This window comes from Cronbergia sp. UHCC 0137, from assembly GCF_034932285.1.
Classification (GTDB): domain Bacteria; phylum Cyanobacteriota; class Cyanobacteriia; order Cyanobacteriales; family Nostocaceae; genus Cronbergia.
On the sequence record NZ_JAYGHC010000045.1, the window covers coordinates 1 to 16983 of the forward strand.

Sequence of the window (16983 nt, forward strand, 5' to 3'; positions counted from 1 at the left end):
GCGGCTCAGAGAGGAGGGTTTAGGTACTTTAGAAATTCAGGATTATAAACAATATCTCAAAGATAGACAGTATGAAATTAGTATTTTGGAAACTACTAAGGCAGCCGCTAGATTAGAAGGTTGGAAAGATGGGCAACGAGAGGAAAAGATCAAGAACGCTAAAGCAATGCGGCAATTAGGAATAACGCTGGAGATTATTGCTCAAGTAACGGGGTTATCTATGGCAGAACTAGAAACATTAAACTAAGTAAAAAAGGAACGGATAATGAAACATATCCGGTTTGATTGGGCAATTAAAAAAATCCTCAGAGACAAAGCTAACTTTGTGATCTTAGAAGGATTCATTACTGAATTAATCGGAGAGTCCATTACCATTGAATCACTGTTAAAAAGTGAACGCAATCAGGTATCAGAGGAAAATAAACGTCTCTACACTCAAAAAACCTCCCGCACTCATGCAACGCCGAAAAAACTATAGGTTTCAACTTAGACGGGGTTTAACTTTAATTTCTCCCAATCAACCACCTAGCCAGATTTCGGTGATACCAAGGTCTTTGAGGTCTTGGACATGATCGCGGACGATCGCTGATTTTAAACGAGCTTCTTCTAAAAGGCGATCTAAGGAAACGGGAATTTCGGGAATAGTATTGTCAATCACAGGAAATTATACGGTAGATACAAATAATAATTACATAATCCAGTATAAATCTAAGAATTAACTCAGCAAAGAAGTTGTTTATCTAAACTTTACTATTTTATATAGAGGGATAAGTTAGAAGTAGCTGGGGATAACTTCGGCATAGTTAAGGAAACTTCCGTAGCTATACCATAATTATCCGCAGGGTTAAAGTTTTTATGTTTGTATTTACTGTAGTTATCCGGCATTATAGAATTTTTATCCCTAATGTTACTTTATTTGTTCGTCACTATATAATTTTCATTCCTTGAATTACAAAAAATTTCCGGCAGATTAAAACTTTTACCCTTGTGATGTTTATAAATATGCGGAAGCATAGAAATGTTTTTCTGGGGGATAGATCAGTTAAAGCGCATTTAATAGGGATGCCTACGGCGTACCTCTCTGAGGAAGCAAGCTACGCGGTAGCGTCTCGTAGAGAGGGAAGCGATCGCTCCCAGTATAGGATAGCAAGATAGCGATCGCCTTGTTAGCACTGATTTCTGTGCGCCTCTGCGGTTAGTTTATCCATCGCTGTTTTTAACCCAGAGACGATTAATCTGCATAGCTTCCAGTCAGTTTGATGAAGCTCATGTTAATTTAATGATGAATAGGGGACACAAACCTGATAGATTTAGCTATCAGTGAGTAAAAACTGGTAAAGATGAAAGTCCTGGTTATTGGTGGCGATGGGTATTGTGGTTGGGCAACTGCACTCTACCTGTCTAATCGAGGTTATGAAGTCGGAATTTTAGATAGTTTGGTGCGGCGACACTGGGATAATGAATTGGGTGTCGAAACTCTTACCCCAATTGCACCAATTCAGCAACGTCTCCAGCGTTGGCAAGATTTGACTGGCAAAACAATTGACTTGTTTGTTGGTGATATTACTAATTACGAATTTCTGCACAAAACGTTAAAACAGTTTGAGCCAAATACCTTAGTGCATTTTGGTGAACAACGTTCCGCGCCTTTTTCGATGATTGATCGTGAACACGCGGTTTTAACTCAGGTAAATAATGTAGTTGGTACGTTGAACTTGCTGTATGCCATGCGGGAAGATTTCCCGGATTGTCATTTGGTGAAGTTGGGAACAATGGGTGAATACGGTACGCCTAATATCGACATTGAAGAAGGCTTCATCACCATTGAACACAACGGGCGCAAAGATACCTTACCCTATCCTAAGCAACCCGGTTCAATGTATCACCTCAGCAAAGTCCATGATAGTCATAATATTGATTTTGCCTGTCGGATTTGGGGCTTACGGGCTACAGATTTAAATCAAGGTATAGTTTACGGTGTCTTAACCGAAGAAACGGGGATGGATGAACTGTTGATTAACCGCCTTGATTATGATGGCGTGTTTGGCACAGCACTGAACCGGTTCTGTATTCAAGCTGCCATTGGCCATCCTTTGACTGTTTACGGTAAAGGTGGACAGACACGTGGATTTTTGGATATTCGGGATACGGTAAGATGTATGGAATTAGCGATCGCTAATCCAGCCAAACCGGGAGAGTTCCGTGTATTTAACCAATTTACGGAACTATTCAACATTGCTGAATTGGCCAACATGGTCAAAAAAGCTGGAAGTGGACTCGGATTAAATATAGAGATCAATAATTTAGATAATCCCAGAGTAGAAAAAGAAGAACACTATTTCAACGCTAAAAATACCAAATTGCTTGATTTAGGGTTAAATCCCCACTATCTCTCAGATTCTCTACTTGATTCTCTGTTAAACTTTGCTATCAAATATCAGCAACGAGTTGATAACAAACAAATTCTACCCAAGGTCTCTTGGCACAGAAAATAGTTTGTATTAGAGGCTAAGGGATGGAGGGATTAAGGGATTAAAGGTATTGAAGTAAATTAAAAACCTCCCCTGCCTCCCCTGCCTCCCCTGCCTCCCCTGCCTCCCCTGCCTCCCCTGCCTCCCCTGCCTCCCCTGCCCCCGGTCGGTGAGCGTTCACGAAGTGTGTCGCAGACAAGCCGAACCGCTGCCCCCTATTCCCTGTTCCCTTTTTCAACTATGAAAATTGCTCTATTCACTGAAACCTTTTTGCCCAAAGTCGATGGCATTGTGACACGCCTACGCCACACTGTAGACCATCTGCAACGCAATGGAGATCAGGTATTGGTAGTTGCCCCTGAAGGTGGGTTAACTGAACATAAAGGAGCAAAAATTTATGGTGTGACGGGGTTTCCCTTACCTTTGTATCCAGAGTTAACAATGTCGCTTCCTCGTCCGGCAATTGGTCACGCCTTAGAGGAGTTTAAACCAGATATTATTCATGTAGTCAATCCTGCGGTTTTAGGATTAGCAGGGATTTTTTATAGTAAAGTTCTCAAAATTCCCTTAGTTGCCTCTTACCATACCCATTTACCCAAATATCTTGAGCATTATGGACTGGGAATGCTAGAAGGGTTACTTTGGGAATTACTCAAAGGCGCTCATAATCAAGCAGAATTAAATTTATGTACTTCTACAGCGATGGTAGAAGAGTTAACAGAACATGGGATTGAACGGGTAGATTTGTGGCAGAGGGGGGTAGATACAGAACTATTCCATCCTGATTTAGCTAGTCAAGAAATGCGATCGCGCTTATCAAATAATCATCCAGAAAGCCCCTTATTATTATATGTGGGTAGACTTTCGGCTGAAAAAGAAATCGAACGGATTAAGCCCATATTAGAAGCTATACCCAACGCACGATTAGCATTGGTAGGAGATGGTCCCCACCGTCAAGCACTAGAAAAACACTTTGCTGGAACAAATACCAACTTTGTCGGCTATCTGATGGGAAAAGAGTTAGGATCTGCCTTTGCTAGTGCTGATGCCTTTATTTTTCCTTCCCGCACAGAAACACTAGGATTGGTGCTTCTAGAAGCAATGGCCGCAGGGTGTCCCGTGGTTGCAGCCCGTTCTGGGGGGATTCCAGATATTGTGATTGATGGTGTAAATGGATATATGTTTGAGCCAAAGGCAGATATTCAGGCAGCCATTGATGCTACAATTCATCTCTTACGAGAGCAACAAGAAAGAACTATGATTCGACAAAACGCCCGCAAAGAAGCAGAAAACTGGGGGTGGGCTTCTGCGACTAAGCAACTGCAAGATTATTATCACAAAGTAGTTGTTGCTCAAAATTTGACCAAAGCCATGTAAAAAGGAATTTAAAATGTTGATAAATCAAGCCAAGTCAATCGGTGTAAATATTTATCTTTAGAATCAAGAATGAAGGTTTTAGGTGGTTATCTTTATAGCAGGGAACAGGGAACAGGGAACAGGGAACAGGGAAAAAATTAAAAGTTTCTCTGCGTCTAGGTTTTATTATTTGTTGATGTTCTAAACGCCTTACCCGCTATATACACTGTTAAAACTGATTACCTTAGTTTGTAAAACAGAGATTTTTTTCTTGATTCTTAATTTTTGATTGATTCTTAATTATTTATGACCTTCCCCAATGTTGGTAGTGTTTTAGCTACATTAACTGAACTAACTCAAGTTAATCGTACCCACGTTCTGCTTAGTCGAGTCAAAGACCTCTCTGTAAATGAGTTTGTTTGTTTACTTGACTTTATTACTGCGGAATTTCAACAATTTCTCAGAGCTATTGATTTGATCAATAATGAAGCTCTAGAAACGATGTTGGAACAAGTGTTAGAAGCTATTACCCTGAAAATTGGTCAAATTCTACAAGCTGAACACACAGCTATTTTTTTAGTTGACAATGATAAAAATCAACTGTGGTCGAAACTTTCCCAAGATAATAAACAAAAATTTTTAGAAATTCGGATTCCTATTAATGTTGGTATTCCTGGTTATGTTGCTAGTAAAGGTGAATATTTAAATATTTCTGATACCTCTACTCATCCTTTATTTAGCACTGAATTAGAACAACAAATGGGCTATAAAATCCGTAATATTTTATGTATGCCCGTTATTAGTAGTAAAAAGCAAACTGTGGCAGTGGTACAACTGGTAAATAAGGCTGGAGAACTGCCATTTAACCAAGAAGATGAAGAACGGTTTCGTGATTTTGCAGCCTCTATTGGGATTATTTTAGAAAGTTGTCAATCTTTTTATGTAGCGGCTCGTAATCAAAGAGGGGCAACGGCTTTGTTGCGAGCAACGCAAACATTGGGGCAAAGTTTAGACTTAGAAGTAACTTTGCAAATAGTGATGGAACAAGCTCGAACTTTGATGCAAGCAGACCGTAGTACACTATTTTTGTATCGCAAAGAAATGGGTCAACTATGGACAAAAGTAGCGGCTGCTGATGGCAATAATTTAATAGAAGTCAGGATTCCTTCTAATCGTGGTATTGCTGGTTATGTAGCCTCGACTGGAGAATCTTTAAATATTTCTGATGCTTACCAAGACTACCGATTTGATCCATCTACAGATAAAAAAACTGGTTATTTAACTCGGAATATTTTGTGCTTACCGGTGTTTAATTCGGCTAACGAATTAATTGGTGTGACACAGTTAATTAATAAACAACAAGGTAGTTTTACCGCTTCAGATGAAGAGTTTATGCGGGCTTTTAATATCCAGGCTGGAATTGCTGTGGAAAATGCTCGGTTATTTGAAAATGTAATTGTAGAGAAACAATATCAAAAAGATATCTTGCAAAGTCTGTCTGATGCGGTAATTTCTACAGATTTGCGGGGAAGAATTGTCACTATTAATGATGCGGCTTTAGAGTTGTTGGGATTTCCTAGAAATGAGGAAAATAACCAAAATCAAAAGCTACTATGGGAACAAAATTTGATTGGACGTAGAGTTTGGGAGGTTGTGCCGATTGAAAATTTGGCGACAAGATTGGAAGATAGTTTAAAGTATGGGGCTAGACATTATGTGCCAGAACAAAATTTAGTGGTGGGTTTATTTCAAAAAATGAGTGATGACACTAGCCATTCAGAACCCAGAATTGAAAACATAGTCATAGCCGCACGCGATCGCCATAATCCTAATGTATTTATTCCTTGGAATCAACCCCAAATATCAGACTCTGAGTTACTCACTGCTGACATGGTACAAAAGGTAGAACGCAGTATTAATCTCACTGTCAATCCTCTGACTAATCCAGAAGGTGGGGTGAGGGGGGGATTGGTAGTGTTGGAAGATATCAGTCGAGAAAAACGTTTAAAACGCACCATGTACCGCTATTTAACGCCCCATGTCGCCGAGCAAGTCATGGCACTGGGAGACGATACTTTAATGGTAGGCGATCGCAAGGAAGTCACGATTTTATTTTCAGATATCCGGGGCTACACCACCCTCACAGAAAATCTAGGCGCGTCTGAGGTGGTCTTGTTGCTTAATCAATATTTTGAAACAATGGTGGAGGCTGTTTTTAACTACGAAGGTACTTTAGATAAGTTTATTGGTGATGCTTTAATGGCTGTTTTTGGAGCGCCTTTACCCGTAGAAAATCACGCTTGGCGAGCGGTACAATCGGCTTTGGATATGCGTCGAAGACTGGCAGAATTTAACCAAAAGCGAATTTTTGAATCCCAGCCAGAAATTCGGTTCGGAATTGGCATGAGTTCGGGTGATGTGGTGTCGGGAAATATTGGTTCTCCTAAACGGATGGATTATACGGTGATTGGGGATGAGGTGAATTTGAGTTCCCGTTTGGAAGGTGTAACTAAGGAATATGGCTGTGATATTATTTTGAGCGAATATACTTATAATTTGTGCAGCGATCGCTTGTGGGCGCGTCAGTTAGATAAAATTCGTGTTAAAGGTAAACACCAAGCCGTCAATATCTATGAATTAATTAGCGATCGCTCTACACCCCTAGATGATAATACTCAAGAGTTTTTATATCATTATAATACGGGACGTACTGCTTATTTAGCTCGTAATTTCTCCCAAGCCATCTCTTGTTTTGAAGCAGCTAAACGCATCAAACCCACAGACATAGCCCTAAATATTCATCTAAAACGGGCTTATAATTACCAACAAACACCACCTCCTAATAACTGGGATGGTGTCTCGACAGTTTAATAATAAGGCAGGAGGCAGGAGGCAGGGGGGAAATGAGAGGAATAATTAATTTATTACCAATCACCAATCACCAATCACCAATCACCATATATCATAAATATAGTCCTCAAGTAGTGGATAAAATCATGGTTGAGCAACTTTTAATCAAGAATATTGATACACCTGATGCACCAGATGATAACCTTCTAATTACAGAAGAATATACACCTGATGTACCAGATGCCAACCTCCTAATTACAGAAGATGATACACCTGTGGATAATCTTGCATCTGCTAAACAACAACGCCTTTTAGTGGGTTCTCTTTATAGTTCCTTACAAAATCAAATCTTTTTAGCTGAAGCCAATGTTGGTATTTACCATACCGACGGTAAACCGGCCATTGTTCCTGATGTCTTTGTTAGTTTTGATGTCCAAGTTCCTGATAACTGGTGGGAAAAACAAAATCGTTGTTATCTGGTTTGGAAATTCGGTAAGGTTCCAGAAGTTGTAATTGAAATTGTCTCTAATAAAGAAGGAAATGAATTAGATAAAAAGCTGAAAATATATGAACAAATGCGGGTGATTTACTATATTGTTTATGACCCAAGTTCACAGTTAGGAACAGAGCCACTTAAAGTTTATAAACTCAAGGGTAGGCATTATGTTCAAGTTACAGAAACCTGGTTAGAAGATATTGGTTTGGGTGTAACTTTATGGTCAGGACAATTTGAAGGTAGAAATGATACTTGGTTGCGTTGGTGTGTGCAAGATGGTACTGTTTTATTTACCGGCGATGAACGCGCTCAAAGTGCCGAACAACGCGCTCAATTACTAGCAGAAAAATTAAAAGCTTTAGGTGTAGATCCTGAAGGCATTTAATATACTGAAAATCAAAGTTTAGGGGACTGGGAATCGAACTTTGAAAGCTACGTTTTACCCAAACCCTTAACTTTTAACTTTATGTCTCACCGTCAGAACCATCATTTTTAAAAGGTTCTTCACCTATTTTTAATTGTTTTTTTGAATGTTTTAACTGTTTCCACAACTGTTTAATTTGTTCATAAGCTTCATCTGGTGACATTTTCCCACCAGTTTCTAAATTACAAATATAGTTAACTCGTTGGGCAAATTCCTGTAGATTGGCATTGAAAACCAAATTTTCGGGTTTTACATGACCGTAGTAACGACTACGAGGATAGAGAAAATCATCTTGATTCACTATTTTTTCTCCATTTTTATAAATTTGTACTATAGCACCAGTCAGGAGGAAGAAGAATTACTGATTAGATAGCGGGCTGATATCAAGCAAAATGATTGATGGAATGATTGTATTATTTTTAACATTTTGGCAAGATTTATTTTACTAAAACGCCACACAGTTAACTATAAAAATCAAACTTATTGGAAAATTCTAGTTAATATTTAGTAAATTAAGCGGATTTTGAGTAAAATCAAGTGATTTATTGTCTTTAGCTACTAAATTATTAACTCCTAAATTATCATACCTGGCCAATAGAGAATAAGTAGAGATAAAATGGTTAAACTTGAACCAAACAAAGCTAAAGATCGCCTACAAGTTGACCTGATACCATGTCTGACAATTCCAAGTTATACGAAGGAAAAGCCAAAATTCTTTATCGCACTGGAGATCCTGAAATTTTGCTGGCTGATTTTAAAGACGACGCTACTGCGTTTAATGCCCAAAAACGTGGCAGCATCCAGAACAAGGGGATAATCAATTGTAGCATTTCTAGTAAATTATTTGAGCAACTAGAAGCAAATGGCATCAAAACCCATTATATTGATAGTCCTGCCCCCAATCAAATGCGGGTAAAAGCGGTGAAAATTTTGCCGATAGAAGTAGTCGTTAGAAATATTGCTGCGGGTAGTCTATGTCAACAAACGGGTTTAACTCTAGGAACGGTGCTGGCAAAGCCTCTAGTAGAATTTTATTATAAAAACGACGAATTGGGCGATCCATTGCTAACGCCCGATCGCTTACAGTTGATGAAACTAGCTACTGAGGAACAAGTTGACAGTATTACCCATCTAGCATTAAAAATCAACAAATTTCTCCAGGGGTTTTGGCAACAGTGTAATATTACCCTAGTAGATTTTAAACTCGAATTTGGTTTGGACTCACAACAGCAGTTGCTTTTAGCCGATGAAATTAGCCCCGACACCTGCCGTTTATGGGACATTGCACAAGACGATCCTAACCTGCGAGTCATGGACAAAGACCGCTTCCGTAGAGACTTAGGAAATATAGAAAATGCCTACCAGGAGGTTTTGCAACGAGTATTAAAAGTATAGCAGGGAACTATTAACAGGTTTACAAGTCCTTTGGTATCTGTAGGAAAGCATGGCGTAAGCCTTATTTATTTTGCCTTGAGTGAGCTATAACATTCTACTGGCAAGCGATCGCTATATTAATGATTTGAATGTAGCATTTAATGATTCCCGTGGGAATAATCCAAAATTGTTTGACTAATGTTTTGATGGTGTGTGGTCGTGAAGAGGAATATCAATCAAATGCGTTTATCTCCTGTATTTGTCGCTGCGGTAGCTATGATCTCCCCTTTGGGTAGTTCTTTAACTGCAAATGCTCAGTCTATTAATAATATCAATGATCAAATTGAAGTATCCACTCAACAATCAGAAGCGGAAATAAGACAAACTCAAGGATCTCAACCCAACTTACCAGTTATTGTTCTAAAAACAGATCCTCGCCATTCTGCTGTTGGAGCGAATATAGCACAAGCGCCGGAACAGGCATCTCCCAATACTCCTGAAACGCCGGAAACTGCACCCAGTCCGCAACAGGCTTCTCCCAATACTCCTGAAACACCCGAACCTCGTGTATTGGTGTCAGAAATTGTGGTAAAATCCCAATTAGGCACACTGACCCCAGAATTAGAAGCAGAAGTTTATCGAGTAATTCGTACCCAACCAGGACAGACGACCACACGCTCCAAATTGCAAGAAGATATTAATGCTATCTTTGGAACTGGGTTTTTCAGCAATGTGCAAGCAGTACCAGAAGATACGCCTTTGGGTGTACGGGTGAGCTTTGTTGTTGATCCTAACCCTGTGTTGACGAAAGTAGAAATAGAAGCCAATCCTGGGACTCAAGTTGCTTCTGTACTTGCTCCTAACACAGTAGAAGAAATATTTCGTGATCAATATGGTAAAATCTTGAACTTGCGGGACTTGCAGGAAGGAATCAAGGCGTTATCTAAAACCTATCAAGATAGGGGTTATGTGTTAGCCAATGTGATTGGCGCACCAAAGGTTTCGGCAACTGGGGTGGTGACGCTGCAAGTGGCAGAAGGCGTTGTAGAAGAAATTAAGGTTAGGTTTCGGAATAAAAATGGTGAAGAGGTAGACGAAAAAGGAGAACCAATTCGGGGCAGAACAAAGGATTATATTGTGAAGCGGGAATTGGAATTAAAGCCAGGCAATATTTTCAATCGTAACATAGTACAGAGAGACTTGCAACGGTTATTTGGCTTGGGATTATTTGAAGATGTGAATGTTTCCTTAGACCCTGGAACCGACCCCAGTAAGGTAGATGTGGTATTGAATGTAACAGAAAGAACCAGTGGATCTATTGCTGCCGGTGCGGGGATTAGTTCTGCGAGTGGTTTATTTGGGACTATTAGTTATCAACAGCAAAATCTGGGTGGTAGAAACCAAAAATTGGGGGCTGAGGTGCAGGTGGGTGAACGGGAATTGTTGTTTGATGTGCGGTTTACAGATCCCTGGATTGCGGGTGATCCTTATCGTACCTCCTACACCACCAATATTTTCCGCCGTCGTTCCATTTCCTTGATTTTTGAGGGTCCAGAAAACGATATTGAGACGTTTCAACCGGGAGATACCGATGGCGATCGCCCCCGTATTTCCCGACTAGGTGGTGGTATTACTTTCACTCGTCCCCTTTCCGCCAATCCCTACAAAAGAGCAGAATGGACTGCTTCCACTGGCTTTCAATATCAACGAGTTTCCAGCCGTGATGCCGATGGGGATTTAGTCAAACAGGGTACAGTGTATGAGAATGGAACACCGGGAGAATTGATTGATTTAACTCAATCTGGTACAGGTGAAGATGATTTGTTATTATTTCAATTGGGTGCCCAGCGCGATCGCCGTGACAATCCCTTACAACCAAATAGTGGTTCTTACCTGCGTTTTGGAGTTGATCAATCTCTACCAGTAGGACAAGGTAACATTTTCCTGACCAGATTGCGGGGTAACTACAGCCAATATTTACCCGTAAGACTGACAGGTTTTAGCAAAAAACCAGAAACCTTAGCATTTAACATCCAAGCCGGCGCAGTCTTAGGTGACTTACCCCCCTACGAAGCCTTTACCCTTGGTGGTAGCAACTCTGTCCGGGGTTACGAAGAAGGACAATTAGCAAATGGGCGCAGATATATCCAAGCATCTATGGAATATCGGTTTCCGGTTTTTTCTGTCATCAGTGGGGCATTATTTTTTGATTACGGTAGCGACTTGGGTAGTAGTACCAGGACGGCTGAAATATTGAACAAAAATGGTAATGGTTACGGCTATGGTGTTGGTGTACGTGTCCAGTCTCCATTAGGTCCAATTCGCATAGATTACGGTATCAATGATGATGGTGATAACCGGATTAATTTTGGGATTGGAGAACGGTTTTAGAAGAGGGAACACGGATTTAATGGATTGCACTGATGACACGGATTTGAAGATTGTCCAATCACGATCACCAATCACCAATGTTACAACATACTTTAGCAGGGGAAATTACTCAAACGGGTGTCGGACTACATGGTGGTCTGACTACCAAGCTGCGGATATTACCATCGGAGGTGGGGACTGGCCGCTATTTTGTGCGGGTGGATTTACCCAATTCGCCGATTATTCCGGCTCAAGTTGAAGCAGTTAGTCAAACTTTGCTGTCAACACAGTTGGGTAAAGGGGATGTATATGTTCGCACCGTAGAACATTTGTTGGCGGCTTTGGCTGCAATGGGTGTAAATAATGCCAGAATCGAAATTGATGGATCAGAAGTACCGCTTTTGGATGGTTCGGCGCGGATTTGGGTAGAGAGTATTACTGAAGCTGGAATAGTATCACAAACAACCAAAGATATACCAGTTCCGCTAACTATTTCAACACCTATTTGGGTTAACGACGGAGATGCTTTTATCTGCGCTCTACCTGCATCGGAAACCCGTTTTAGCTATGGAATTGATTTTGAGTTGGCGGCCATTGGTAATCAATGGCATAGTTGGTTATTAGGTGAAGATTTTAGTACAGAAATTGCTCCTGCTCGGACTTTTGGATTATTACATCAAATTGAATATTTACAAAAATCAGGTTTAATTAAAGGCGGTAGCTTAGATAATGCTCTGGTTTGTGGGGAAAAAGGTTGGTTAAATCCACCATTAAGATTTGCAAATGAGCCAGTACGTCATAAGATATTAGACCTAGTAGGAGATTTGAGTTTATTGGGAGATTTTCCTGTAGCTCATTTTTTAGCGTACAAAGCCAGTCATAATTTACACATTCAACTGGCTCAAAAAGTTAGAACTTTAATATATAGCAGGAGTCAGGAGTCAGAAGTCAGGAGTCAGGAGTAAAACCCTGTTTTAGCCGGACTTACATCATAAATTGATGTCTTAAATACCTTGTCCACTACTATAAAATTAAACATTGTCTGGCCATTACCTACTAAATTTCTAGATTCCCCACCAAATTACTGTACCAATGTCAACTCAAAGCATAGCTAAGTCCGAAGAATTGATTACACCTCAAGGAGATACTTCCGAAATTAAAACCAATTTTACGATTGAGGAAATTCAGGAACTATTACCCCACCGTTACCCCTTTTTACTGGTAGACCGAATTATTGACTATGTACCGGGTAAAAGTGCAATTGGCGTTAAAAATGTTACTTTTAATGAGCCCCAATTTCAAGGACATTTTCCAGGGCGATCGCTCATGCCAGGTGTGTTAATTGTAGAAGCAATGGCTCAAGTTGGGGGAATTGTCCTCACCCAAATGTCCGATGTCCCAGGAGGGTTGTTTGTCTTTGCTGGGATTGATAAAGTGCGTTTTCGTCGTCAAGTAGTACCAGGTGATCAATTAGTGATGACAGTGGAACTGCTGTGGGTAAAACAGCGTCGTTTCGGTAAAATGCAAGGCCGAGCCGAAGTTGATGGACAATTGGCTGCGGAAGGGGAACTAATGTTTTCTTTAATTAAATAACGTCTATTGCTAGTCAGGGAAAAGGTGACAGGTGACAGGAAGACCAGAAAAATTATAGCAGGAGTCAGGAGTCAGGAGTCAGGAGTCAGGAGTAAAACCCTGTTGTGAAACGAGTTTCATCAATGTCCTAACCACCTTGGCGGTTGCTGTAAATACTGTCTTCCCCAATCATCAATCACCAGCGTCAAACAATTCTGGAGATTCACCATTGAAAACACTTATTCATCCAACTGCTGTAATTCATCCCCATTCGGAACTCCACCCAACGGTAGAAGTCGGTGCTTATGCTGTTATTGGAGCAAATGTTAAAGTCGGGATGGAAACCGTGATTGGCGCTCATGCAGTATTAGAAGGGCCTTGTGAGATTGGCGAGCGCAATCAGATTTTTCCTGGTGTAGCCATTGGGATGGAACCCCAGGATCTAAAATTTCGAGGAGAGCCAACCTGGGTTAAAATTGGTGACAATAACTTAATTCGTGAATATGTTACCATTAATCGCGCCACTGGTAGCGGTGAAGCGACGATAATTGGTGATGGTAATATGTTGATGGCTTATGTTCATGTCGGTCATAACTGCGTAATTCATAACTCTGTAGTGATTGCTAATTCCGTATCCTTAGCGGGTCATGTCCACATTGAATCACGGGCTAGATTGAGCGGGGTACTGGGTGTACATCAATTTGTCCATATTGGTGGGATGTCAATGGTCGGAGGTATGGCACGCATTGATCGAGATGTACCTCCCTATATGTTAGTTGAAGGCAATCCGGCACGGGTGAGAACACTCAACCTAGTAGGCTTAAAACGCTCAGGAATGGCGGTCAGCGACTTACAGATGTTAAAAAAAGCCTTTCGTCTACTCTACCGTTCAGAATTAAATTTTAAAGACGCTTTAGAAAAATTAGAACTGTTGGGAGACACAGAACAATTACAACATCTACGTCGCTTTTTACTCCTTTCCCAAATGTCAGGAAGACGGGGACTAATTCCCGGAAAAGTCAAAAAAGCAGTAAATGAAGAATTATGAGCTAAAAACAGGGGTTAAGCCTTGAGCCTGACCCCTAAACTCTATAATTACTCTCCGCGCCTCTGCGCCTCTGCGTGAGAAAAAATATAAATTTAACTAATATGCGAATATTTATCAGTACAGGCGAAGTTTCAGGAGATCTACAAGGAGCATTATTAATTAAAGCACTGCACCATCAAGCAGCGATCGCTAACTTAAAATTAGAGATTGTGGCGTTGGGTGGAGAAAAAATGGCCAAGGCTGGGGCGAAAATTTTAGCTGATACCAGCGCCATAGGTTCAATGGGTGTGATCGAAGCGCTACCCTATGTAATTCCCACAATTAGAGCGCAACGTCAAGCGATCGCTTATTTGCGAAAACATCCCCCCGATATCGTCGTTTTAATCGACTACATGACCCCCAATATCGGAATTGGTAGTTATTTACATCAGCATTTTAACAAAGTTCCTGTGGTCTATTATATTGCCCCCCAGGAGTGGGTATGGACGATCAGTGTGGAAAGAACAAAACGGATAGTCGAGTTCACAGATAAACTACTGGCAATTTTCCCCCAGGAGGCGCGTTATTATCAAGCTAAGGGGGGTAAAGTTACTTGGGTGGGGCATCCCCTCATTGACCGTCTCCAGAACCCGCCTAAACGCCATACAGCACGGGAAAAATTGGGGATGACAGAGGAACAAATAGCGATCGCACTTTTACCCGCTTCCCGTCATCAAGAGTTAAAATATCTCTTACCAGTGATTTTCCAAGCCGCTAAAACTATTCAAACTAAATTACCCACAGTCCACTTTTGGATTCCCCTATCTTTAGAAACCTACAGAAGGGAAATTGAAGCGGGAATTAAACGTTATGGTTTACAAGCAACTGTAGTATCCGGTCAGCAACAAGAAATTTTTGCAGCGGCTGATTTTGCCATTACTAAATCTGGTACTGTGAATTTAGAATTAGCCCTATTAAATGTCCCCCAGGTAGTTGTTTATCGTCTCCACCCCATTACCGCTTGGATAGCTAGACATATCCTCAAAGGATCGATTCCCTTCGCTTCCCCGGTCAATTTATTAGTCATGCGGGGGATTGTCCCAGAGTTGCTGCAAGAAGACGCTACAGCCGATAATATCACAGAAGCAGCGATGGAATTATTGCTTAACCCTGAACGTAGACAACAAACTTTAGTAGATTATCAAGAAATGCGGCAATGTTTGGGAGAAATAGGCGTGTGCGATCGCGCTGCCCAAGAAATTCTGAAAATGGTATATTGAAAATGAGAAAACATCGGCCGATTGCAGTTGATTTATTTGCAGGTGCCGGTGGCATGACTTTGGGGTTTGAACAAGCCGGGTTTGATGTCCTGGCATCTATAGAAATAGACCCAATTCATTGTGCAATTCACAAATTTAATTTTCCCTTTTGGACAGTGTTGTGTAAAAGTGTAGAAGACATCACTGGGGCAGAAATTAGAAATAAATCTGACATTGGCAATCAAAAAATTGATGTAGTATTTGGTGGTCCACCATGCCAGGGTTTTTCGTTAATCGGTAAACGTTCTTTTGATGATCCTAGAAATTCCCTGATTTTTCATTTTATTAGATTAGTTTTGGAACTACAACCCAAAATATTTGTTCTTGAAAACGTCAAAGGCATGACCATAGGTAAACATAAACAATTTATTGCCGAAATAATTAGCCAATTTGAAATCAACGGTTACAAAATCAATCAAAATTATCAAGTTTTAAATGCTGCTTGCTATGGAGTTCCTCAAAATCGTGAAAGATTATTTTTAATCGGTTGTCAGGAAAAGATAGAATTACCAAATTATCCAACTCCCATTACTAAACCAACAAAATCATCTGTTAATCATTTTTCACCAACTCCTACGGTTTGGGACGCTATACAAGACCTACCTGAAGTAGAAAATTATCCAGAACTAAATACACAAGATTGGACTTTAGCAAATTACGGTAAACCTAGTGATTATGCAGTAAAACTCCGTAATTTTTATCTTCAAGAAAATAACTTTGCCTATCAACGCAAATATAATGATAATCTAATTACATCTAGTTTAAGAACAAAACATACTCCCGAATCTATTCAAAGATTTCAATCCACTCCCCACGGTAAAACAGAACCAATTAGTCGTTTTTATAAACTCGATCCTCAAGGTATCTGTAACACCCTGAGAGCCGGAACTCCTAGCAATAGAGGAGCATATACTTCACCCAGACCAATACACCCATTTACACCAAGATGTATTACAGTTCGTGAAGCAGCACGGTTACATTCTTATCCTGATTGGTTTAGATTTCATGTCACGAAATGGCACGGTTTTCGCCAAATTGGTAACTCTGTCCCTCCTTTATTAGCGAAGGCTGTAGCTACAGAAATTATTAAAGTTTTAGGTGTGAAATTAGAACAACCAAAATTAGTTCAAGATTTAGGAGATATTAGTTTATTAACAGGAGATATGTCCCAAGCAGCTAAATATTTTGGTGTTAATCCTCATGTTATAGAACCAAGAATCAGATTTAAAATCACTGAGCGTTGTAGACATTATGACCCACCAAAAAATATTTCCACCCATAATTAATACTGATATTTACTAACTTAAACTATTCGTTTTTGACTGTTGAAATCTTTAATTACATTTAACTTATTAATAGAATTTTATATTTTACATATTATTTTTAAATACATGGTTGAACTATAACGTGGTACAAGTAATAAAATACCACTATTTTCAAATTCAACAACTTTAACCTGATTCCTTACCACCAGTGTATCGTCAATGTGCTGTTTGTTATACAGATTTCTGGGCTGCTTATGCACAAGTTATTCCTAGTAATCGTCTGGCAAGACTAACCACATTGAACCTTTTAACAATACAATGCGTCAAAGAATTTCTCGTTTGGTTAGAAAGACTTTATCCTTCTCTAAAAAGCTAGATAACTACATTGGTGCTATCTGCTATTTCATACATTATTATAATTCTTTTTGTTGCGCCTAATTTTATTATCACTACATAGGG

At 40.0% G+C, this 16983-nt stretch carries 15 protein-coding genes and 1 pseudogene; 14 read left to right on the forward strand and 2 right to left on the reverse strand.

Going from position 1 to position 16983, the window contains the following annotated elements:
* Together VB711_RS19695 and VB711_RS19700 are read left to right on the forward strand one after the other, a co-directional pair.
* Positions 1-247, forward strand: a 247-nt coding sequence (locus VB711_RS19695; protein WP_323287955.1) for a hypothetical protein, incomplete at its 5' end; no start/stop codon positions are given.
* 18 nt (positions 248-265) lie between these two features.
* On the forward strand, positions 266-478 hold the full coding sequence (locus tag VB711_RS19700) for a hypothetical protein (RefSeq protein WP_323287956.1): 213 nt from the start codon (positions 266-268) through the stop codon (positions 476-478).
* Between the two features lie 39 nt (positions 479-517).
* Here VB711_RS19700 and VB711_RS19705 read toward each other — a convergent pair whose 3' ends face one another.
* Positions 518-658, reverse strand: coding sequence for a hypothetical protein (locus VB711_RS19705; RefSeq protein ID WP_323287957.1), 141 nt, complete (start codon positions 656-658; stop codon positions 518-520).
* A 682-nt stretch (positions 659-1340) separates the two neighbouring features.
* On the opposite strand from VB711_RS19705, the gene VB711_RS19710 reads away from it, so the two are divergent.
* From VB711_RS19710 to VB711_RS19725, 4 genes are all read left to right on the forward strand, one after another.
* On the forward strand, positions 1341-2495 hold the full coding sequence (locus tag VB711_RS19710) for an NAD-dependent epimerase/dehydratase family protein (protein WP_323287958.1): 1155 nt from the start codon (positions 1341-1343) through the stop codon (positions 2493-2495).
* 216 nt (positions 2496-2711) lie between these two features.
* Positions 2712-3848, forward strand: coding sequence for a glycosyltransferase family 1 protein (locus VB711_RS19715; protein ID WP_323287959.1), 1137 nt, complete (start codon positions 2712-2714; stop codon positions 3846-3848).
* A gap of 285 nt (positions 3849-4133) precedes the next feature.
* The gene (locus VB711_RS19720; protein WP_323287960.1) at positions 4134-6698 is read left to right on the forward strand and encodes a GAF domain-containing protein; all 2565 of its coding nucleotides are present in this window, start codon (positions 4134-4136) and stop codon (positions 6696-6698) included.
* A 125-nt stretch (positions 6699-6823) separates the two neighbouring features.
* Positions 6824-7558, forward strand: coding sequence for a Uma2 family endonuclease (locus tag VB711_RS19725; RefSeq protein ID WP_323287998.1), 735 nt, complete (start codon positions 6824-6826; stop codon positions 7556-7558).
* Positions 7559-7637: 79 nt separating this feature from the next.
* Here the strand turns inward: VB711_RS19725 and VB711_RS19730 are convergent, their stop codons facing one another.
* On the reverse strand, positions 7638-7898 hold the full coding sequence (locus tag VB711_RS19730; protein ID WP_416233595.1) for a hypothetical protein: 261 nt from the start codon (positions 7896-7898) through the stop codon (positions 7638-7640).
* A gap of 371 nt (positions 7899-8269) precedes the next feature.
* On the opposite strand from VB711_RS19730, the gene purC reads away from it, so the two are divergent.
* The 8 genes and pseudogenes from purC to VB711_RS19770 all read left to right on the forward strand — a co-directional run.
* Positions 8270-8992 carry a phosphoribosylaminoimidazolesuccinocarboxamide synthase gene (gene purC / locus VB711_RS19735; protein ID WP_323287961.1) on the forward strand — a complete coding sequence of 241 codons (723 nt, stop codon included), beginning with the start codon at positions 8270-8272 and terminating at the stop codon, positions 8990-8992.
* A 219-nt stretch (positions 8993-9211) separates the two neighbouring features.
* Complete coding sequence (locus VB711_RS19740; RefSeq protein WP_323287962.1) at positions 9212-11362, forward strand: BamA/TamA family outer membrane protein; 2151 nt, start codon at positions 9212-9214, stop codon at positions 11360-11362.
* A 77-nt stretch (positions 11363-11439) separates the two neighbouring features.
* Entirely contained in the window at positions 11440-12306 is an 867-nt protein-coding gene (gene lpxC, locus VB711_RS19745) for a UDP-3-O-acyl-N-acetylglucosamine deacetylase (RefSeq protein ID WP_323287964.1), read from the forward strand.
* A 127-nt stretch (positions 12307-12433) separates the two neighbouring features.
* Positions 12434-12934 (forward strand): 3-hydroxyacyl-ACP dehydratase FabZ, encoded by a 501-nt coding sequence (gene fabZ, locus VB711_RS19750; RefSeq protein ID WP_323287965.1) that lies wholly within the window; start codon positions 12434-12436, stop codon positions 12932-12934.
* A gap of 208 nt (positions 12935-13142) precedes the next feature.
* Positions 13143-13961 carry an acyl-ACP--UDP-N-acetylglucosamine O-acyltransferase gene (gene lpxA / locus VB711_RS19755; RefSeq protein ID WP_323287967.1) on the forward strand — a complete coding sequence of 273 codons (819 nt, stop codon included), beginning with the start codon at positions 13143-13145 and terminating at the stop codon, positions 13959-13961.
* 101 nt (positions 13962-14062) lie between these two features.
* Positions 14063-15220, forward strand: coding sequence for a lipid-A-disaccharide synthase (gene lpxB / locus VB711_RS19760; RefSeq protein ID WP_323287968.1), 1158 nt, complete (start codon positions 14063-14065; stop codon positions 15218-15220).
* Positions 15221-15222: 2 nt separating this feature from the next.
* Entirely contained in the window at positions 15223-16545 is a 1323-nt protein-coding gene (locus VB711_RS19765) for a DNA cytosine methyltransferase (protein WP_323287969.1), read from the forward strand.
* A 175-nt stretch (positions 16546-16720) separates the two neighbouring features.
* Positions 16721-16962 (forward strand): annotated as a pseudogene (locus tag VB711_RS19770) (IS1 family transposase); the annotation flags it as partial.
* Positions 16963-16983: the final 21 nt, after the last annotated feature.